General features: G+C 61.4%; 13 protein-coding genes and 1 tRNA gene. 7 read left to right on the top strand and 7 right to left on the bottom strand.

Going from position 1 to position 19,678, the window contains the following annotated elements; translation table 11 throughout:
* Position 1 precedes the first annotated feature (1 nt).
* Together J5J06_04380 and J5J06_04375 are read right to left on the bottom strand one after the other, a co-directional pair.
* Entirely contained in the window at positions 2-1,786 is a 1,785-nt protein-coding gene (locus J5J06_04380) for an SLC13 family permease (protein ID MCO6436306.1), read from the bottom strand.
* 106 nt (positions 1,787-1,892) lie between these two features.
* Positions 1,893-2,438 (bottom strand): adenine phosphoribosyltransferase, encoded by a 546-nt coding sequence (locus J5J06_04375; GenBank protein MCO6436305.1) that lies wholly within the window; start codon positions 2,436-2,438, stop codon positions 1,893-1,895.
* A gap of 535 nt (positions 2,439-2,973) precedes the next feature.
* On the opposite strand from J5J06_04375, the gene J5J06_04370 reads away from it, so the two are divergent.
* The 3 genes from J5J06_04370 (at position 2,974) to J5J06_04360 (ending at position 9,589) form a co-directional block, all read left to right on the top strand.
* Positions 2,974-5,658, top strand: coding sequence for a sodium-translocating pyrophosphatase (locus J5J06_04370; GenBank protein ID MCO6436304.1), 2,685 nt, complete (start codon positions 2,974-2,976; stop codon positions 5,656-5,658).
* A gap of 224 nt (positions 5,659-5,882) precedes the next feature.
* Complete coding sequence (locus tag J5J06_04365; protein ID MCO6436303.1) at positions 5,883-8,744, top strand: insulinase family protein; 2,862 nt, start codon at positions 5,883-5,885, stop codon at positions 8,742-8,744.
* A gap of 287 nt (positions 8,745-9,031) precedes the next feature.
* The gene (locus tag J5J06_04360) at positions 9,032-9,589 is read left to right on the top strand and encodes a hypothetical protein (GenBank protein MCO6436302.1); all 558 of its coding nucleotides are present in this window, start codon (positions 9,032-9,034) and stop codon (positions 9,587-9,589) included.
* 18 nt (positions 9,590-9,607) lie between these two features.
* On the opposite strand, the gene J5J06_04355 is transcribed toward J5J06_04360, so the two are convergent.
* Positions 9,608-11,194 (bottom strand): response regulator, encoded by a 1,587-nt coding sequence (locus J5J06_04355; GenBank protein MCO6436301.1) that lies wholly within the window; start codon positions 11,192-11,194, stop codon positions 9,608-9,610.
* 159 nt (positions 11,195-11,353) lie between these two features.
* Here J5J06_04355 and J5J06_04350 point away from each other — a divergent pair.
* Positions 11,354-11,427 (top strand) — tRNA-Arg (locus J5J06_04350).
* 67 nt (positions 11,428-11,494) lie between these two features.
* Here J5J06_04350 and J5J06_04345 read toward each other — a convergent pair.
* Entirely contained in the window at positions 11,495-12,994 is a 1,500-nt protein-coding gene (locus tag J5J06_04345; protein MCO6436300.1) for an exopolysaccharide biosynthesis polyprenyl glycosylphosphotransferase, read from the bottom strand.
* A 255-nt stretch (positions 12,995-13,249) separates the two neighbouring features.
* On the opposite strand from J5J06_04345, the gene J5J06_04340 reads away from it, so the two are divergent.
* Positions 13,250-14,047 carry a hypothetical protein gene (locus J5J06_04340; GenBank protein ID MCO6436299.1) on the top strand — a complete coding sequence of 266 codons (798 nt, stop codon included), beginning with the start codon at positions 13,250-13,252 and terminating at the stop codon, positions 14,045-14,047.
* Between the two features lie 40 nt (positions 14,048-14,087).
* Here J5J06_04340 and J5J06_04335 read toward each other — a convergent pair whose 3' ends face one another.
* The 3 genes from J5J06_04335 to J5J06_04325 all read right to left on the bottom strand — a co-directional run bounded on the left by J5J06_04335 (position 14,088) and on the right by J5J06_04325 (position 17,806).
* On the bottom strand, positions 14,088-15,506 hold the full coding sequence (locus J5J06_04335; GenBank protein ID MCO6436298.1) for a hypothetical protein: 1,419 nt from the start codon (positions 15,504-15,506) through the stop codon (positions 14,088-14,090).
* A 146-nt stretch (positions 15,507-15,652) separates the two neighbouring features.
* Entirely contained in the window at positions 15,653-16,939 is a 1,287-nt protein-coding gene (locus tag J5J06_04330) for a DUF362 domain-containing protein (protein ID MCO6436297.1), read from the bottom strand.
* Positions 16,940-17,191: 252 nt separating this feature from the next.
* A complete protein-coding gene (locus J5J06_04325; protein MCO6436296.1) occupies positions 17,192-17,806 on the bottom strand; it encodes a thioredoxin family protein in 615 nt (204 codons plus the stop codon).
* Between the two features lie 371 nt (positions 17,807-18,177).
* On the opposite strand from J5J06_04325, the gene queC reads away from it, so the two are divergent.
* Positions 18,178-18,885: a 7-cyano-7-deazaguanine synthase QueC gene (gene queC / locus J5J06_04320; protein ID MCO6436295.1), complete on the top strand. Its 708-nt coding sequence runs from the start codon at positions 18,178-18,180 to the stop codon at positions 18,883-18,885.
* 36 nt (positions 18,886-18,921) lie between these two features.
* On the top strand, positions 18,922-19,608 hold the full coding sequence (locus J5J06_04315) for a hypothetical protein (GenBank protein MCO6436294.1): 687 nt from the start codon (positions 18,922-18,924) through the stop codon (positions 19,606-19,608).
* Positions 19,609-19,678: the final 70 nt, after the last annotated feature.

Genomic DNA, 19,678 nt, shown 5'->3' with positions numbered 1-19,678 from the left:
TTCAGACAGAGGCAGCTAACCGGAACGGCCAGATCAAGGGTGCGATCAGAACGGTGATCGCCCACATCAGCAGATTGAGCGGAATGCCCACGCGGAAGTAATCCCCAAAGCGATAGCCGCCCGGGCCGTACACCATGAGATTGGTCTGATACCCGATCGGTGTCGAGAAGCTTGCCGATGCCGCCATCATGATGGAAATTGCGAAGGGTGTGAAGCTCACGCCGAGCCTCTCGGACGTGGCCAGTGCAATGGGGAAGATGAGGACGGCCGCGCCGTTGTTGGTGATGAGCTCGGTAAAGAGCATGGTTACGCCGTAGATGACGGCCAGCGTCAGCCAGGGGTTGTCCCCGGCAACGGACGCCAATTCGGTGGCAACCACGCCCGCAAGTCCAGAGGTTTCGATCGCCCTACCCATGCCGAACGCCGCGGCGATGACCAGGAGCACCTGCCAATCCACGCTTGCCCGAGCGGCCGAGGCCGTGCAGCAACGCGTGATGATCATGAGTCCCGCGGCGAGCATGGCCGCCGGGAGAATATTGATCCACTGCAGGGCGACGGCGGTGACCATTACGCTGAGGATTCCCAGAGCGACGAACATTCGATCGTGGCGGGGCGGGTTCGAATCCTCCACGCGGCTGACCAGGTAGAAATCACGCGAGTCGCGCTGCTGTTCAGTGAAGCTGGGCAGTGTTTCGAGAAGGAGCGTGTCGCCGGGGCGGAGGATAATGTCGCCGACCTTTTTTCGAATGCGCTCGCCGTTCCGGGCGACCGCGATGACCACGGCGTTATAGACCTTCCGGAACTGTCCGTCGCGAATAGTCTGCCCGACCAGCCGGCAACTGTTGGATACGACCGCTTCGATCAGGCATCGCTTGTCGCGGGGAGTGTCCAGCTTGAATACCTGATTTGTCGCCGGTTGAAGGCCGCGGATTCGCTGGAGTTCCACCACGGAGCTCACCACGCCGACGAAGACCAGCCGGTCGCCCCCGCGCAAACGCTCCTGGGGCGAAACAGCTACAAGCAGGTTCCCGTCCCGTTCGATTTCGGCCAGGTACATGCCCGTGAGGTGGCGGAGTCCGGCTTGTTCGATGGTTCGGCCGTCCACCGGGCTGTTGGGCTCGACGATCATCTCCACGGTGTACTCGCGCGGATCCTGAAGCCGGCTCATGGCGGGAAGGCGCTCCGGCAGGAGCCACCGGCCGAAAATCATGAGGTACGTCAGCCCCGCGAGAGCACAAGGAAAGCCGACCCACGCGATGTCGAACATCGCCAGACCGGGCAGTGCGTGGCCCTTCATCAAGCCGTTTACGACTAAGTTGGTGCTCGTGCCGATGAGCGTGCACGTGCCGCCGAAGATGGCCGCGTAACTGAGCGGGATCATCAGCTTGGAGACAGAGAGGTGATACTTCTTGGCCCAGTCGGTCACGGCGGGAATCAGCATCGCCACGACGGGCGTATTGTTCAGGAACGCGCTCATGGCGACAACGGGGGGCAGCAGTCGGCGTTGCGCGTCGATGACGGATTTGGGTCTCCCCAGCACCGAGGAGACGATCCAGGCGATTCCGCCCGTGTGCTTGAGCCCCGTGACGATGACGTACATCACGCCGACGGTCACCATGCCTTCGTTGGAGAGTCCCGCCAGGGCCTCCGAGGGGGAAAGAGCGCCCGCCGCCAGCAACACCGTCAGCCCCCCCATGAACACGACATCCGGCGGAATGCGCGTGAGGATCAGTGTGCCGAGCACGACACCAATTGTGGCGACGGTCAACCAGGCATCCCAGCCCACGGCATCGACTCCCGTTCGACCAGCGTCATCGACATCAAGGCCACGCGCCTTTCGGCGGAGAGATTGGCTTGCCCATAGCGCATGCCGGCCATTTCGCGAAGTGGGATCAGGTATCGTATTTCAGAATGGAATGGACGGGGTAGCCCTCGAGCCGGTGCCGCCCTCCAAGATAGGACAACTCGATCAGGAACGCGCAACCCACGATTTCCGCGCCCAATCGCTCGACCAGGCGACAGCAGGCCGCCATCGTTCCACCGGTTGCAAGAAGGTCGTCCACCATGAGAACGCGATCGCCGGGATGCACGGCATCCTGGTGTATTTCGACGCTGTCCGTGCCGTATTCCAGTTCGTAGCTTTCCGAGTGTATGGCGGCAGGCAGCCGCCCCGGCTTGCGGATGGGGACGAACCCGGCGGACAGCGATCGTGCCACCGCTGTGCCGAAAATGAATCCACGCGACTCGGCGCCGGCGACCGCATCCACCTTCAGATCGCGGAACGGCTCGGTCAGGTGCTCGACGGCGAGGGACAGCCCGGCTTGGCTTCGAAGAAGGGGAGTAATGTCCTTAAAGACGATGCCCGGCTTGGGAAAGTCGGTTACGTCGCGGATCAACTCCCGCAGTTTCGTGACGTGAATTTCAGCAACGTCGTTCATGGTCCACTCGCCGGACGAATGCTCCCGGATCCGTTGGGAAACGATCTCGCCGCTGTGCCGCTGAAAGAAACCGTACAGGCCCGCGTTGAAAGGCCGATGAATCCTAACGGCTTGTGCCGGCAACGCCAGCCGTGCCCGCCATCAGAGCCGCCGCCGCGTCGATCTCCACCGCCGAACCTGTCCGAACCGGGTGAACAGCGCATCGAACGCGGGAGACGGGTTACCACCGAGTCTATCGGGCAGTCCGGGCGGTGCTATGGAGTTGGCACGCTCGAATCGATTTGCTATAGTTCCGACCGCTGCCGGGAGCGTCGGCGCGGCGATTGCCCGGTCGTGTACGTAAGCATAGTGTTGGCATATAGTTAGGTTAATCCTGGTGTTGCTCGGGGCGGATGGTGTGTTCACCGAACCGCGTCCGGCGCGTCGGATGTCCAGTCGGAAAAGTGCGGAAGGAGATATCGTGACTCGCTCAATTCGTCTTATGGCCGGCGTCGGCCTGTTTGCCGTTGCGGCGTGTGTCGTCAGCAGCCTTTTCATGGAGCCTGCCCTCGCGCAAGCACCCTCGGTCGGCCAGCCTGCCGCCGAATTGTCTACGCCGCCGTCCAGTGAGGGTGAGGTGGTATCCGTCGCCACCAGTTCGCACATTCCCCTGGTCTGGTGGTTGGCGCCCATTTGCGGAATCATCGCGCTCTGGTCGGCACGCGGCTACTACAACGAAGTCAAGAATTCCAGCGAGGGCGACCCGGACATGATCCGCATCGCGGGTTACGTTCGCGAAGGCGCGATGGCCTACCTGTTCCGGCAGTATCGCGTGGTGGCGGTCGTGTTCGTCTTCCTCATCGGAATCCTATCCTGGATGGCGTACAGTCTGCACGTCCAGCACGGGCTCGTTCCCTGGGCGTTCCTCACCGGCGGGTTCTTCAGTGGCCTTTGTGGCTATATCGGCATGCGCACGGCAACGATTGCCGCACACCGAACTACGGCCGGCGCCCGTGAAAGTCTGAACCAGGGACTCCGCGTTGCCTTCCGCGCGGGTGCGGTCATGGGGCTTGTCGTCGTCGGATTCGCCCTGATCGATATTACGGTTTGGTTCGGCGTGCTCCGCATCTTCACCGAGATGTCCTTGCACGAAATCACGGTGGTCATGCTCACGTTCGGCATGGGGGCCAGTACACAGGCACTCTTTGCCCGTGTGGGTGGCGGAATCTACACCAAGGCGGCCGACGTCGGTGCCGACCTCGTCGGCAAAGTTGAAGCAGGCATTCCTGAGGACGATCCGCGTAACCCGGCGGCGATTGCCGACAACGTGGGCGACAACGTCGGTGACGTGGCCGGCATGGGTGCCGACCTCTACGAGTCGTACGCCGGTTCGATTCTGGCGACCGCCGCGCTGGGCGTTGCCGCCGCCTACGGTCTGGCCAACGCGACGCAGGACGAAGACGCGCTCCGCTTCCTGGTCGTGCCCATGGTCGTGGCCGGAGCCGGCATCATTGCCAGCATCTGGGCGGGTATCAACCTGGTGAGGACCGAGGAAGGCGCCACCATGGCTCAGCTCATGTCGGCACTGAACAAGGGACTCCTCAGTTCGAGCGTTGTCATCCTGATCCTCACCTACGTCATCTGCTATTTTCTACTTGGGTCGATTGAGCATGTGAACTGGTTCGGCGTCGCGTCAGCCGTGACGGTGGGGCTGGCGGCGGGTTGGCTCATCGGAAAATCGACGGAGTTCTTTACCAGCTATGACTTTCTTCCCACGAGGCGCATCGCTGAACAGGCTCAGACTGGCCCGGCGACCGTCATTATCGCCGGCGTGGCCGAGGGCATGCGCAGCACTTGGGCCTCGCTCTTCATCATCATAGTGGCCATTATGGCCTCGTTCATCTTCGCTGGCGGCAAGCATGAATTCATGCTCGGCCTGTACGGCGTCGGTCTGGCGGCCGTGGGTATGCTCTCCACGCTCGGGTTCACGCTTGCGACCGATGCCTACGGTCCGATCGCGGACAACGCGGGCGGTAACGCGGAAATGACCGGGCAAGCACCGGAAGTTCGCGAGCGTACCGATGCCCTGGACTCGCTGGGCAACACGACGGCGGCGACGGGCAAGGGGTTCGCCATCGGGTCGGCCGCGCTGACTGCTCTGGCCCTACTTGCAGCCTACGTCGAGGAGGTTCGTATCGGCGTCGTCCGCGAGTCCATGGCCTACGTTCAAGTGGTGGATGACAAGGCCGACGAGGTTGATAACGCCGCATTGGGCACGATCTATTACATGGGTTACGGCAAGTTCGCGTCAAAAACTGAGCCGGGAACGAAGGAGTCGGCTTACGATGCCTATTTCCTGATGAGCGACAAAGTTCGACCGGTACTTGATGAGCTGCTACGGCGCGAAGGTTCAACGGGGATGGCCAGCGTGACGCTCCAGGGAGAGCTGACCGATCCGGACCCAGCGATGAGCAATATTCAGAAGGGTTACATCGTAGGTTCGCAGGGCAAACGCCACGAAGTGGAACTCGTCTCCGCCCGGAAGGCCTCGCTTCAGCAATACATGGACTATTACGACGTGACGCTCATGAATCCGCAGGTGCTTTGCGGGATGTTCGCCGGAGTCTTGCTCGTGTTCCTGTTCTGCGCCCTGACCATGCAGGCCGTGGGACGGGCGGCGTTCAAGATGATGCTTGAATGCCGCGAGCAGTTCCGCCACGTGGCCGAATACCTCGTATCCACCAAGGGCATGTCCGCCGAAGATGCGCGAAAGGCGGACAACTGGCCCCGCGGGCAGGTTGTCCATAATGGGCAAAAAATCCCGGATTATGCCCGTTGCGTGGATATCTCCACGGCCGGCGCCCAGCGGGAGATGATTTTCCCATCGATGCTGGCGATCATCGTGCCCGTGCTCGTGGGGCTGGTCTTCGGCGTGGGCGGTGTCATGGGACTGCTGGCGGGCGGTCTGACAAGTGGATTCGCCGTAGCCATCTTCATGGCCAACGCCGGCGGTGCGTGGGATAATGCCAAGAAGTACGTCGAAAAGGGCCACTACGGCGGAAAGGGCAGCGAGGCGCACAAGGCGACCGTGGTCGGCGATACGGTCGGGGACCCCTTCAAGGACACCTCGGGACCGAGCCTGAACATCCTCATCAAGCTCATGAGCATGGTCAGCGTCGTCTTTGCCGGGCTCGTGGTGAAGTACGCTCCGCAAGTCGGGGCGTTCCTGGGACTCGGCTGATTCGCCGCAGCCATTCGGCGATTCACGCTAATCAAAGGCTCCTGACCTGCCAGTCGGCCCCCATCGCGGCCGGGCGGGGAGGAGCTTTTTTTTGCCGACAATTTCTTGCAATCGGCAGCGGCCGAGTTCGCGCCTTTCCGTTACATTGTTGCGCCATGATCGTATCGATTCCCTTCGACCGCGCAATGCGTTGGCGCGGTGAGAACCCCAACACGAGGAAGAAAATGATGAGGACAGCATTTCTGCGCACCGCGGTATTTACCGCCATGATCTCGGGCGTTGCAGCGCCCGTTGCATGGGCCGCACCGCTGCCGACCGACCCCAGTTTATCCATGGGCAAGCTGGACAACGGAGTGACCTGGATCTACCGCCAGCACGACAATCCGCCCGGGAAGATGGCCGCCATCATCCACATGCGGACCGGATCATTGAATGAGACGGAGGAGCAGCGCGGGCTCGCACACTTCATGGAGCACATGTGCTTCAACGGCTCGGAGAATTTTCCTCCCGGCGAGTTGATACCGTACTTCGAGAGCATCGGCATGCAGTTCGGCGCCGACCTCAACGCCTTCACCAGCTTCGATCAGACCGCGTACATGCTCTTCCTGCCGGACACGAAGAAGGAAGAGATCGACAAGGCTCTGATGGTTCTGTCTGATTTCGCGTTCAGGGTGTCGCTCCTGCCGGAGGAGATCGACAAGGAGCGTGGAGTAATTCTGGAGGAGTCGCGCACGGGCAAGAATGCCCGGCAGCGCATGCGCGATGAGCTCTGGCCGGAGTTGTTCGAGGGATCGCGCTTCGCCCAGCGCCTGCCCATCGGTCTCGACGAGGTGATCGCCAGCGCGCCGCGCAAGGAGTTCGTGGACTACTACCGAACCTGGTACCGTCCGGAGAACCTGACGGTCATCATGGTCGGCGACGCGCCCAAGGAGAACGTAATCCCGTATATCGAGAAGTGGTTCGGGACGTACAAGCCGGAGGTCACCGCGCAGAATGCGGAGAAGGCGGGCTTCAAGCCCTTCACGCACCAGCGCGCGATGGTCGTCACCGATCGTGAATACGAGCGAGCCGACTTTGAGATGGTCAATCTCCAGAACGGGCGTCCGCCGACCACGACCGAGGCCCAGTGGCGGACCGACCTTGTGGATCGTATCGCCAGTTGGATCCTGAGCCGCCGCATGGAAGAGCGGGTCAAGAAAGGGGAGGCCAGCTACAACCGCGGCAGCGCGACGATCTTCGATTTCTTCAACGAGGCGCTCTATGCCGATGCATCGGCCGAGGGTGAGCCGGACCAGTGGAACAAGATTCTCGATGAGACCGTTACCGAAGTGAATCGGGCGCTCGAGCACGGGTTTACGGAAAACGAGTTGAATCTGGCCCGCAAGGAGCTGCTGTCGCGGGCGGAGCGTTCGGCCGAGACCGAATCCACGATGGATGCCCGGGGCTTCCTCTTCGGAATCATGTCGGCGGTGAACGATCGCGTGCCGTACATGTCGGCCGCACAGGAACTTGACCTGTATCGCAAGTACCTGGATGACATCTCGCTGTCCGAGGTAGAGCAGGCTTTCCGGAAATACTACACGCCGGACACGATGTCGTACGTTCTGTATCTCCCTGAGAAGGAGGGCGTGGACGTACCGGATACGAAGACGATTCTGGCGTCGGCAAAGTCCGCATGGGCGAAGAAGGTCGATGCCTACAAGGAGGATGCGGCGCCCACGACGATTCTGGCTGAACTGCCCGAGCCTGGGAAGGTCGTCGAGAAGTCGTTCCATGACGGCCTGGCGGTGACGAGCGCCTACCTTTCCAACGGCGTTCGCGTTCACCATCGATTCATGGATTACAAGAAGGACTCCGTCTGGGTCACGGTGAGCCTGGCCGGCGGATTGATTGAGGAAACCGCCGGCAATAACGGCGTGACCGATGCTTCGCTCTTGGCGATCAACGAGCCGGCGACCCATCGGCTGACCTCGTCCAACGTCCGAGACCTGATGACGGGCCGCAAGGTCCGCGTCTCCGGCGGGAACGAGAACGACTCCGTCGTTGTCGAGATCAGCGGCTCGCCGAAGGACCTCGAGCATGGGTTGCAACTGGCCCACGCTCTGCTGACCGACGCGAAGATCGAACAGGCCGCTTTCGACACCTGGAAATCCCAGACCCTCGAGCGGATCGATCGCCGTGAGCGCCAGCCGTTTTTCAAGGCCATCGAGGCCATGTCGGATATCGTCAGCGGTGACGATCCGAGACGTTTCTTCGTACACAAAGAGGATGTCGAGGCGCGGACGCGTGACGAGGCGCAGGCCTGGTTCGACCGTCTGGCCGCCAAGGCGCCCATCGAGATCGCCGTCGTGGGAGATATCAAGCTCGAGGACGCCATGCCCCTGATCGAGCGTTACTTCGGTTCGTTGGCCAAGCGGCCGCGCACCGCCGACAATCTCGACTCGCTCCGTAAATTCAATCGCGCATCCGGTCCGTGGCAGAAGCATGAAGAGGTGGATATTGCCGCCCCGCAGGCCGTGGCGATCACCGGATTTCTGAGCTGCGACGGTCGCGAAGTCCCCGAGCGCCGCGCGATGGAAATCGCCCAGCAGATTCTCTCCAGTCGCCTCATCAAGCGTATTCGCGAGGATCTCTCCCTGGTCTATTCCATTCGCGCCAGCAATGCTCCGTCGTGGATCTATCGTAATTCCGGGCGATTCATGGCGGGCTCGCAATGTGATCCGGCCAATACGGGAAAGCTGACCGACGAGGTTCGGGCCATGTTCGCGGACTTCGCCGAAAAGGGGCCGACGGATGAGGAACTGTCCAACGCCAAGAAGCAGATCGCCAATGACCTGGACACGTCGATGCGTGAGCCGGGGTACTGGCTTGCCGTGCTGCAGCACCTCGACCTGCACGATCGGAACTTGGACGATGAGGCCGCGGAACAGACCGCCTACGACGGAATTCCCGCGGAACGCGTTCGCGAGGTCTTCGCTTTCTATAACAAGCCTGAGCGGATGTTTAACGTCACCGTGGTCCCCGCGGCCAAGGAGAAATCCGGCGACGAAAACAAGGAAAAGGCCGGCGTCGGGTCATCGAACTGACGCCATCTTCGACTAGCAAGGCCTGTCGAGTGAATTCGGCGGCCCGGGGATACACATCTCCGGGCCGCTTTCGTTTGCGCAGGATTCCAACGAGGGCTAGCCGTTGCGACGCTTCGGTCCGCGTGTCCGGTTGACGAATCAGTCGAAGTTGCCAAGATGGTTCACTTAGTACATCATATCAGGCGAAAGGGATGGCCATGGCACGATCCGCCGCTCCACGAAAACTCTCGAAGAAGTCGTCTCGAAAGTCCCCGACCAAAACGCCGCGAAGAAAGGCCGCTGTTCGCATGATCCCCCAAGCGCGGGTCGCGGGCGCGGTCGAGACCATGTCCGCGCCGGCCGGCACCGCCCGATTCGCAGCGGGCAAAGGGCTGTGCATCACCGCGGAAAAGGATCCTATCCGCGTTTATCCCCATTTTGAGGTGATTGCCTCGCTGCTGGAAAGCGACAGCAAAATCGTTCGATGGAACGCCATGCGCATCCTCGCGGAGCTTGCCCCGGTCGATCAGCGCCGCAAGCTCGACAAGTGTCTGAGTTTCTACCTGGCTTTCGTTCGTTGCGGGAACTTGATCAGCGCCGCCAATGCCGTCGGCTGCCTGGGGAAGATCGTGTGCAACCGTCCGGATCTGCTTGAGCGCGTCCTCCCCGCATTTCTGGAGGTGGAGCGCCTTGACTATGAAACGCCGGAATGCCGCAATGTCGCCCTTGGACAGGTCCTGGATGCCCTCGTGCTGTTCGGTCCCGATGTGCTCGCCCGGCCGGATGTTTCAGGCTTTGTTCGTCGACTCACGTCGAACTCCCGTGCGGCCGTAGCGCGCAAAGCCCGGAAGATTGCCATGCCGTAAGCAAATGGGGCGAGCTTTTCAGCGATTCGTGACGATCGGATCGAGTTGGGATGCTCGGAGCTGGTCGAAGTCCGTCTCGATGCGCAGGAACGATTCGACCAGGACCGGGTCAAAATGTGATCCGGAGTCTTGGCGGATGACGGCTACGGCTTCGGCATGGGTCCTTGCGGCAGAGTATCGCCGGTCACTCGTGATGGCGTCGTATGCATCCACCAAGGCGATGATCCGCGCGGCTAGGGGAATCTGAGGGCCATGCAGTCCGCGGGGGTAACCGGCGCCATCGAATCGCTCATGGTGGCAATAGGCGATATCGATGCACATGTCGAGAAGTGCGACCGGATGCTCAGGATCGATGGCCTGGGACAGCACGCGCCGACCGATCTCCGTGTGCGTCTTCATGATCTCGAATTCTTCGTCGGTCAGCTTCCCGGGTTTGGTGAGAATTTCGTCGGGGATTCCCACCTTACCGATGTCGTGCATGGGCGCCGATTGAACCAGATTCTCGATGAAGTCGTCGGTGATGAGCCCGGCGTAAGGTCCATGGCGCTGGGTCTCCAACGCGAGGATCCGCGCCATCTCTGTGACCCTTGCCAGGTGCGCCGTCGTTTCTTCGTCGCGGTATTCGGCGAGGTGCCCGACGGTCCGCAACAGGACCTTGACGGATTGCTCCAGTTGCCGACGGCGGTCGAAATTGTCGAGGGCGATGGCCGCCGCGTCGGCGATCGAACGGATGCAGTCGATCTCCTCGGCAAGAAACGGTGAGTCCCCGGGCCGATCGGTTACATTGATGACTCCGATCACGCCCTCCTGTGTGGCCATCGACGTGGACACCAACGGCGTACTGAGGAACGATTCCGCTGCGTAGGTGTGCCCGCTGGTGCTCCCCCCAATGGACCGCGCCGAGAGGGTTTTCCCGCTGCGGAACACCTGCCCCGCGATGCCTTCGGCGACCTTGATGCGGATCCGGTTGCAGATCGTCCAGTCGATCCCGAAGGCCCGCTCGCACACGAGGTCGTCCGTGCCGCGCTCGCGCATCAGCAGGGAAATCCGCCCGGCACCGGTGAGGTCGCGAATGCAGGCGATGATCTGGTCGAGAATGGCCTCCCGTTTCGTCGCCCGATTCAGCGACTGCATGAAGTCGTAGAGAATCTGGAGATGCCGCGTCTTGACGGAGATCTCGGCCTCGAGGTTGCTGTTGAGTTCGTCCAGGTCACGTCGCGTTGCGGCCAGTCGATACACCGTCCGAACACGCGCAAGCAGTTCAGCAATGTCGAATGGTTTTGCCAGGTACTCGGTCGCGCCTGCTTCCAGCCCTTGAATGACATCCTCCGTCCGCGACCTCGCCGTCAACATGATGACCGGTATGTGCTCGGTTACCGGGTCATTCTTCAGGGCGCGCGTCGCGGCGATGCCGTCCAATTCCGGTATGCCCACGTCCATGAGAATCACGTCGGGCAGGCGTTCCTGGGCAATCCGCAACGCTTCGTAGCCATCGTCCGCGTCGAGTGTGGTGAATCCCGACGCGCGCAGATTGGCAATCAGGATGAAGCGGAGTTCCGCGTCATCCTCGACGATCAGCACGGTGCCGGCGGGTTTCTCCGTCATCTCGACCCAACTCCCAGATGTGTGGCCGGCAGCGGCAATACCGGCTCCCACTGCTTGTATCGGTAATCTCCGTGCCTCAGGACGCTTAGGGTCAAAATCAGGCTGCGGCCGGCAGCGTTGACAGGTCTGCGGCCGGTGGTAGACTCCGCAGTTCCTGACGTCCCCGTGGCACAATTGGATAGCGCGTCGGCCTCCGGAGCCGAAGGTTTCAGGTTCGAATCCTGACGGGGACGTGTCTTGTCCACGCCCGGCAAGCCTTCACGACCGATAGCATTATTGGTTTTCTGAGGGTTCGAGGGGCTAACGTGCGCCCCGAAGGAACGTGCCCAACGTCCGGAATAGGATCATCATGTCCAGCTCGAAGCACATTCGTTTGAGGTAGTACAAATCGAACTGGAGCTTTCGGCGGGCATCGTCGACGGACGAGCCGTAGCGGTAGCTGATCTGCGCCCAGCCGGTGATTCCCGGTTTGACCAGATGGCGCTCGGCGTAATAGGGGAGCTTTTCACACAGGTCGCGTACGAAATCCGGGCGCTCGGGACGCGGACCCACGACCGACATCTGGCCCACGAGCACGTTGAAGAGCTGGGGCAGTTCGTCGAGACGCGAGTGTCGCAAGAACCGACCCACGTGGGTCACGCGCGGGTCGTTCGGGGAGCTCCAGACGGATCGTCCGTTTTCCGCATTCACGCGCATGGTGCGGAACTTGTACAGCCGGAACAGCCGACCGTTCTGCCCGACCCGCTCCTGGGAGTAGAAGACGGGGCCGCCGTCGCAGAACTTGACGGCCAAGGCGATCACCGGCCAGATAGGCAGCGTGAGCGCCAGTCCGACGGTCGCGATAACCACATCGACCGCCCGTTTGAGCGTGGCCTGCTGGTCGCAGTGGACCTTCAAATCGGCGAACAGGAACCACTGGGGTGTGATCTCGTCGACAAGCACCTCACCGGCGGCGGTTTCGTAGAACGTGGCTTCGTTGGTAACGCGGCAGCCCTGCCGAAGACTGGCCACCATCCAATCCATCAATGACGGATCGCGTGCCGCGGACTTTCCCACAACAATGTCCGTGACGCGTTGCTGTCCGAGCTTCTCGATCTGCTCATCGATACATCCAAGGCAGTCGCGGTCCCGGGGGGATTGCGACGCCTCGTAGCCCGGCGTGCAGTAACCGATCAGGCGATATTCGTGCAGCGCGCCGCATTTCTGGGCAGCGGCGAAGGAGTCGTACAGGGCACGTGTTCCCACGACGAGTAACCCGCGGCGAACACGGTGGATCGTCCACCACGCGAACAGGCGGATGCCGGTACCGCCGACGAGGAAGAGCGACAAGGCGAGTGTCGTGGTCTTGCGTTGCAGCGTGGAATACATCAGGACCACGATGACGGCGTAGGCGATGAGCGTCAGGGTGAGCGCTGTCAGAAGAATGCGCGTGAAAATGCGCGAACGGCTCATCAGCGTATCGCGCTCATACAGTCCGAATACGAGGCTGGCGACAGCGGCCGAGAATGCGTACACGGCGATCGCCTGCCAGAGCTGAAGATGCGGATCGGCCAGCCCTTCGGGCGGGGGGAAGACGATGAATCCAAGCTGAAAGCCGACGGCAAGAATGGCCGAGTCGATCAGCAGCCAGCGCGTTGCCGTGAAATCGAAGAACGTCCGGCCAATGCCCTGGAGAACGCGCTCGGCGAGCGGTTGTTGAGGGCGTCGCCTGGCCAGCGATCGATGAATGGAGAGTCTTCGGAAAGCGGACGCGGCGACGGCCTTGGTCGATTCGGCGCCCGCAGCGATCTGTGCACTCATACGTCCCGTCCGTCAAGGTCGAATAACATCCCTCCGAACCCATCGGACGTGAGACTTGGGCAGGTGAATTACCGGATGAAACGGACCGATGCGGGGGCTTGCCGCCGGCAAGCCCGATAACCTGCGGCTTTCCTCCTCCCGGGCGGAATTGAGTCCGCGTTATCGCAGTTGCCGCACGCAAGACCCGATATTACCGGTATCCGAGGCCACGCCTTCACATGAGCGTTTGGCGTATCCGTTTTCTGGACGTTGCCCATGACATCACCTTTTTGGTCAAGAGTTGTCTTCGCGGGTTCGGCAATGCCGGTCCTGGGGATTCTTGGACTCAGTGGCGGTTGTGCTGCCTGCGCGCGGGAGAAGGAATCGTCGTGGATCCAGCCGCCGCAAGTGCACTGGACGGATCTGGCGACCGAGCGCGTGCCGGCCATTCGCGACAGCTACATCGTCCTCACGGGGGGGCCGACGCAGGGACTCTTTCCAGCATCCATTGCGGTGACACGTGTGGCCCTCGATGGAGGGACCGAGTCTTCGTCAAGCCGCGCACTGGAGCTGGTTCGCGATCCGCGCAATGAATTCCTGCAATGGAACAAAGTTTTTGATGACCTCATGGCCGTGGCGGAGGTCTTTCCCATCGAGCAGCGCGACCTCGGCGGATCGCTGCCGGAGCCCGTGCAGATCAATGCCGCCATGCGGGCGCTGACGGGGCGGCTGGGACTGATCTACGCGGTGAACCAGACGGCACCGGATGTCTCGGAGATGTTCGGCGTGCTCTACGATACCTCGGCCGCCAGGCCTGTCGCGGCACTGCACGCCTCGGCGAAAACGCTTATTCCCCCGCGTCCATGCTGCAACTGCGAGCGGGAAAGCGTCGATCTATGGAACAGCGATTCCCGCGCCTTGGCTCGCAAGAAGTTCGAGGAACTCGCTCACGCCTGCCTGCATGAATTGATCGCCATGGACCGGCCCGTCGATCCCCAGCCCGAGGAAGGCTGGATTCCGGTCAATCCGCTTCGTGAGGTCGAATGGCCTCCAAGGGAAACGGGTACCAACTGATCGTCCTTACCGTACCTGCAGCAAAACGCGATGACCTGAATCAAGGGGCGAAGTGGTTGAGCAACGCGGCCGCGTCGCGAAGATCCACGTCATCGTCTTCATCCGCGTCAAACGTGCGGAGGTAGCGCTCGGTTGTGTCCGGTGGAAACGGTCCGATCGCACTCTCTGGGCCTTCCAGACATGTCTGCAATTCGAGCAGTTCCTGTTCATCGACCAGTCCGTCGAGGTTGAAATCGAATCGTCTTGTGAGGGTCAGAAGATAGATGGCCGGCGTGTCGTCCGTAAATGCAATGCCCACCGCAAGCCGGTGTCCGTCAAAGCCGTCGGAGCTCAGCGCCAACCGACTGATGAATCTCCCGTCGAGCGGATCATTACGTTTCGCAATGGCAAGCAGCGTCCCGCCGATCCGACCGTAAATTCCCCTGTACGTTCCGGCCGCTGACTCCCCGCCGAAAACGATGTTCCCGTCGCTACAGGACGGACTGCTCTCAAATAACGCAAATGACACGGGCGGGATCGAATCGGGCACTTCGGTCGATGTATCGGCAACCACTTCCACCTGCCCCGGGTCGGTCGCCAGGAAGATGCCGGGACCGAGGAATCCCGGTTGCGTATAGCTCCAGAATGCGGTCGCGTTCCCGGAAACAGACGGTCCGACAAAGGTCTGAAACGTCCCACCGTTCGGTGGTGCGATGGCGACGTCCACGAGTCGATCAGTCTGTCCCCCGATGATGCGGTAGATGCCCTGTTGTCCGCCCGACCCCTTGCCCCCGAACACGACCACGCCGTTTGCTCCCACATGCAAATCGGTAAGCGACGTGAAGGCACCCGTGCCGGAGGGAATCAATGTATTCGTATCCGCGAGAATCTCCGGCGGTGCCCCACTGAATTCGCGGTAAACACCCTGCGCCGCCAGCTCGGTGGTGGCCCAGTAGTACGTCTGTCCACCGAAGAGATGCGGCGGGCCGAACAGAAAGAAATTGCCGGAGCCGGTGGGACTTGCGGTATCGGTGTCGGCCACGATGTGCAGGCCGCCGACCGTGCTGAAGATGCCTTTGTAAGCCGAAAGGCCCGAACCCAGATAGCCGCGGAAGGCGACGTCTTCACCTTCGATGGAGGAATCGCCAAGATCGGTAAAGGGCGTTGTTGTTCCCGGGATGAGCGTTGTCTGATCTGCGACCCGACTCAGGGAAAGGTCGGCGTAGCGGTAGATGCCGATCTGATCGGCCTCGTCCCTCCCCGAGAATGCCACGTTGCGGTTGTGGAGGGACGGCCCACCGAGGTTCAATGTTCCCGGCCCCCCGAACCCGGTAAAGGTGCCGGTGCCTTGCGGGACCGCCGTGTCGGTGTCCGCGATTTTCAGGAACGTGACCTGCAATGGTCCCGGCTGTGCTGGGGCCAAAGGAGCAAAAGATCCAACCGCCACCAAGACGCTTGCCAAGCTGTCCCGTGCTTTCATGGCCGACTCCTCCTTGATGGGATGGACCCCGGGTTGGGCGGGAATTGTAGCAGGAACGAGAGGCGTGCGAAATGCGCGAATCCCGCAGGCGCGGTGGGCTCGCGCATACCGTGACCGGCGACCCGTTCTTCACGATGCTTCAGGGATTATTGCCCGCCGGGTTCAATGGCTTTCCGCCGTCGGCGCGTGGCGAGCTCGGGAGCCTCGCGGATGCAGGTTCCCAGGATCTTTACCGCCATCCACAACAGGCGGAACGTCCCGCGAACCAGCCCCGGCGCCGATTCCCCGACGTTGTCGTAGCCGGCCGGCGTGCGCTGGATCGACGCCCAGTTGTGGAACAATCGGCCCCACTGGCTGCGCAGCGCGGCTCGCACTTTGCCGCGACCGAGGAAGGGGTACCAGAACCAGTCGTGGTAGATCACGCTGGCGATATAGGCCCAGGGGGCGAGCCAGGTCTTCAACGACCATTCGACGCCGCCCTTGAGCGGACCCCAGTAGATGAGATGCTGCATGCGCGAGGCGAATGTCATTTTCTTGAATGGACCGACGAATCGCCAGTTCTCTTGTGCCACCTCGGCGTCACCGACGATGTCGAGTTCCTCCGTCCGGCCTACACCGAGTCCGTTCTCGTGGGCCAGGCGGATAAACTTGATGTCCATGGGGTCGAAGCCCATGAGTTTCGCCGCGACGGCGTCAATGGCCACTTGGTCGGCCGAGGCGAGGATGACGTTCTTGACATAGGGAATCATGCATCGCGGGCCCGGTCCGTCTCCCGCGAACGTGCCGTCCATCACCGCAAACACGCCGCGGTGAATCTTCTTCTGGATCATCAGCAGGTCGACGAGCGTCTCGTGAATGACCGGGTGTGTCCAATGACGGTGCTCGTTGAGCAGGCCTCCGAAGGCGTTCTTCATGGCGCCGGTCGTCGTGGTAAAGACGTGCGTTTTGACGGTCGGCAGATGGATGATGTTCTCACCCAGGAAACGCCTGGGGATGCTGAATCCCTTGGGGTAGACATCGTTCAGGCACAGGAATCGATCGCAGAGGTCTCCGACCGCCTCGTGGATATCGATCCACTCGTTGCCCGGTTCATAGAGATGAATGTTCCGGAGTCCGTGCGCACGCACGACATCGACCTGTTTGTTTTCCTTCTCGCCGAGGTAGGCGTCGATGACCACCGTGCGGTTGTGGCAGGCGTGGATGAGATCCTTCTGATAGCCGTCACGGAGCATGGCTTGAATGACGCCGTCGAGCTGCCACGGCGTTGTCGAACTGCCCGGAAAAAAGAAGTGCCAACTGATGTTGACCTTCAGCGCCGTGTCCGCGTCCTTGGCCACGATCGATTGATAGTCGGCCAGGTTGAGCAGGCGATGGTAATCCTCGAGCACCGTTTCCGGCGTCGTACGCAGAATGGCGACTTTCGATCGATTCATGGTGTCTCGACGAACCGGGGCAAGGCCGCGAGACCATCCCGCGGTTTCTTTCGGCAATCAGTATATATGGCCATCGGCTGTACGGCACGCCGCGCTGAGTCGCTGAAAGGAATCTGCCGCCGATAACCGGTTTTTCCCACCCGCTGCCGTGGAAAGAACGACGGCCTGCCGGGCGGTCCCCGGTCAGGCCGTGTCGATGCTCCGCTTTGCCGTCTTCTCCGTTCACGGGACAAGGCGGCTTGGGGCTCGCAATCAGCCCTTGTACTTTACCGAGCAGCCGTAGGACTTCGTCTCGGGCGTGGCGACCGTCGAGCCATTCAGCAGGGCGGTGACCGCCTCGTCAACGTAGTTGGTCGGGTTGTCGTTCTCGCCCATGGGATCATTGTCGATGGCGCCCATGTAGGCGAGATTGCCCTTCTGGTCGATGACGAACATGTGCGGCGTCGTCTTGGCACCGTACATCTTGCCGACCTCGCCCGACGCATCCAGCAGGTAGGGGTAGTTGATGTCGTTCTCCTTGACCCAGTCGCGGATGCCGTCAGCCTTGTCCTCGCAGAAGTGGCTGGAATTCACCGCCATCCAGACAACCGGCTTGCCCTCGAACTTGGCGAAGGTCTTCTGCATGACCTTGGTCTTGCCCTGGGCGCGCTTGACGAAGGGACACTCGTGATTGGTCCATTCCAGGACGACGATCTTGCCCTTCATGTCCGACAGCTTGTACTCCTTGCCGTCGATGCCCTTGAGGGTGAAATCGGGCGCCGGCTGACCCAGCGCCGCCTGCTCCTTGCCTTCGCCCGCATGAGCCAGCAGGGGCGAACCCAGCAATGCCAACACCGCCGTCAACATCAAGCTGCAACTACGCTTCATCGCATTTCTCCTATACATCGGACGTACGGACGGCCCGGCACCATGCCCGGCACATCCCGTCAGAAGTTCATGTTGTTATGAGGAAACTCGCCGCGGTAACGGCAAGGTAGTGTTCGTACGCGATGATCGGCCTACTCGGCTCCAATGGGCCGGGAGTTCTTTCGCAGCGCACCCGGCGCCACCGACGGGCCGAGACTGCCCGCCGCCTCCGACCACGCGTGGACGTTTGCGGGAAACCACAGTAAGCTCGGTCCGCATCGACTGCATCTATTATTCTGTTACCGGGGCGCATAAGTTGCAATCCACGAAGGCGCCCGTTACTGCGGCGTTACGAGTGTGGGACAATATGTAATCGAGCGCGGAACCCCTTCGTGAATTCAGGTAGCTCAGGACGTAAAGGCAAAGCAGCGGTTGTCCTGCTTTCGGGCGGGCTCGATTCCGCCACGACTGCGGCAATCGCGATAGAGCAGGGCTTTACGGTCCACGCGCTCTCCGTTGCTTATGGCCAGCGGCACAAAACCGAACTCGACGCCGCGAAGCGCGTGGCCGCCAGCATGGGGGTTGAGCGGCACCTCATTCAGACGATCGACCTGCGGATGTTCGGAGGCTCGGCGCTGACCGACGACATTGCCGTCCCCAAGCGGGTTGATGAGGCGGGAATCGGCGGGCGTATTCCGGTCACCTATGTCCCGGCACGGAATACCATCCTGTTGGCTCTTGCCTTGGCCTTTGCGGAAGTTAGCCGGGCGGGCGACATTTTCATTGGGGTCAACGCGCTGGATTACTCCGGATATCCGGATTGCCGGCCTGAGTTCCTGGAGGCATTCGGACGCCTCGCCGCCTTAGCCACAAGAGCGGGCGTGGAGGGTTGGCCGACACGCATCCAGGCACCGTTGCTGAACATGACTAAGGCGCAGATTATCCGCGAGGGTATTCGCCTCGGCGTGGACTATTCGCTGACGCAGAGCTGCTATGATCCTGCGCCCGACGGCGCGGCCTGCGGAAGTTGCGAAAGCTGCCTGTTGCGTCGCCGGGGATTCCAGGAAGCCGGCGTGCCCGATCCGACGCGGTACACCTGAACTACACGTCTTCTCTTGGTCGCAGAGTGATCGAACATGACGCGCGAAACGCGGTACAACCTGGTTTTCCTGGTCGTGATCTGCGTGCTCTCCGCGCCCGGGGCGATCATTCTGTTTCGCAAGAAGATGGATCCCAACGCCCCGGCAATGTACTTGCCCAAACCCGTCCGACAGACCATGGCCGCGGTCGATCCTCGCCCGGCGCCGGACTCGGTGCATCGCGTGCTCGGGCCATTGCAGCGAGAGTGGATAGCCGGACTCGATTGGTCGTGGGCGTTCCCGGGATCACGCGAGGAGAAACCACACCCCACGGAAGTGTCTCAGAAGCGGACGTTTCAGCTCGGCTTCTTGGACTGGTCTGATCACGGGCTCCGGGTCGGCTTGGTTGGTTGGGCTGCGGCAGCGACGGACCGCTCCGTTCTGGAGCGACTGCAATTCCGAATCGCGAGCCCAAATCGGGGGGACGGGGCTGACGGACGATTGACTGCCTCCCAACGGATCGAAGTCCCTGTTCAGGTCCGACACGAATTGCAGGACAACGGCTACATCCTGCCGCCGGCGGACGTGCGTCTTCTGGCGCTTGAGTTCGACAGGAATGATTCCGCGCCTGAAAACGATACGACTGATTTGATACTGACACTCCGTTGTTCCGGGTGCTCGCCGATTGAGGAAGACCAGATCGCGATTCCATCGAAGAAATCACAGGGGAATCCTGGATCGTAAGAAATCGTGCGACAATTCGCCGCATTCATTCTTTTGTTAACCCCTGTATGATCCTTCACTTCGGCTTGGA

The organism is Phycisphaerae bacterium, from assembly GCA_024102815.1.
Classification (GTDB): Bacteria; Planctomycetota; Phycisphaerae; order UBA1845; family UBA1845; genus JAGFJJ01.
This window is presented reverse-complemented; position numbering and strand designations above follow the sequence as displayed.

Bases quoted from the DNA above. Each gene is read 5' to 3' on its own strand.
- J5J06_04330 (MCO6436297.1), bottom strand. From the start codon at position 16,939: ATGAATCGATCGAAAGTCGCCATTCTGCGTACGACGCCGGAAACGGTG.
- J5J06_04315 (MCO6436294.1), top strand. From the start codon at position 18,922: ATGACGCGCGAAACGCGGTACAACCTGGTTTTCCTGGTCGTGATCTGC.
- J5J06_04325 (MCO6436296.1), bottom strand. From the start codon at position 17,806: ATGAAGCGTAGTTGCAGCTTGATGTTGACGGCGGTGTTGGCATTGCTG.
- J5J06_04365 (MCO6436303.1), top strand. From the start codon at position 5,883: ATGATGAGGACAGCATTTCTGCGCACCGCGGTATTTACCGCCATGATC.
- J5J06_04375 (MCO6436305.1), bottom strand. From the start codon at position 2,438: ATGAACGACGTTGCTGAAATTCACGTCACGAAACTGCGGGAGTTGATC.
- J5J06_04345 (MCO6436300.1), bottom strand. From the start codon at position 12,994: ATGAGTGCACAGATCGCTGCGGGCGCCGAATCGACCAAGGCCGTCGCC.
- J5J06_04370 (MCO6436304.1), top strand. From the start codon at position 2,974: ATGGAGCCTGCCCTCGCGCAAGCACCCTCGGTCGGCCAGCCTGCCGCC.
- J5J06_04340 (MCO6436299.1), top strand. From the start codon at position 13,250: ATGACATCACCTTTTTGGTCAAGAGTTGTCTTCGCGGGTTCGGCAATG.
- J5J06_04335 (MCO6436298.1), bottom strand. From the start codon at position 15,506: ATGAAAGCACGGGACAGCTTGGCAAGCGTCTTGGTGGCGGTTGGATCT.
- J5J06_04360 (MCO6436302.1), top strand. From the start codon at position 9,032: ATGATCCCCCAAGCGCGGGTCGCGGGCGCGGTCGAGACCATGTCCGCG.
- J5J06_04355 (MCO6436301.1), bottom strand. From the start codon at position 11,194: ATGACGGAGAAACCCGCCGGCACCGTGCTGATCGTCGAGGATGACGCG.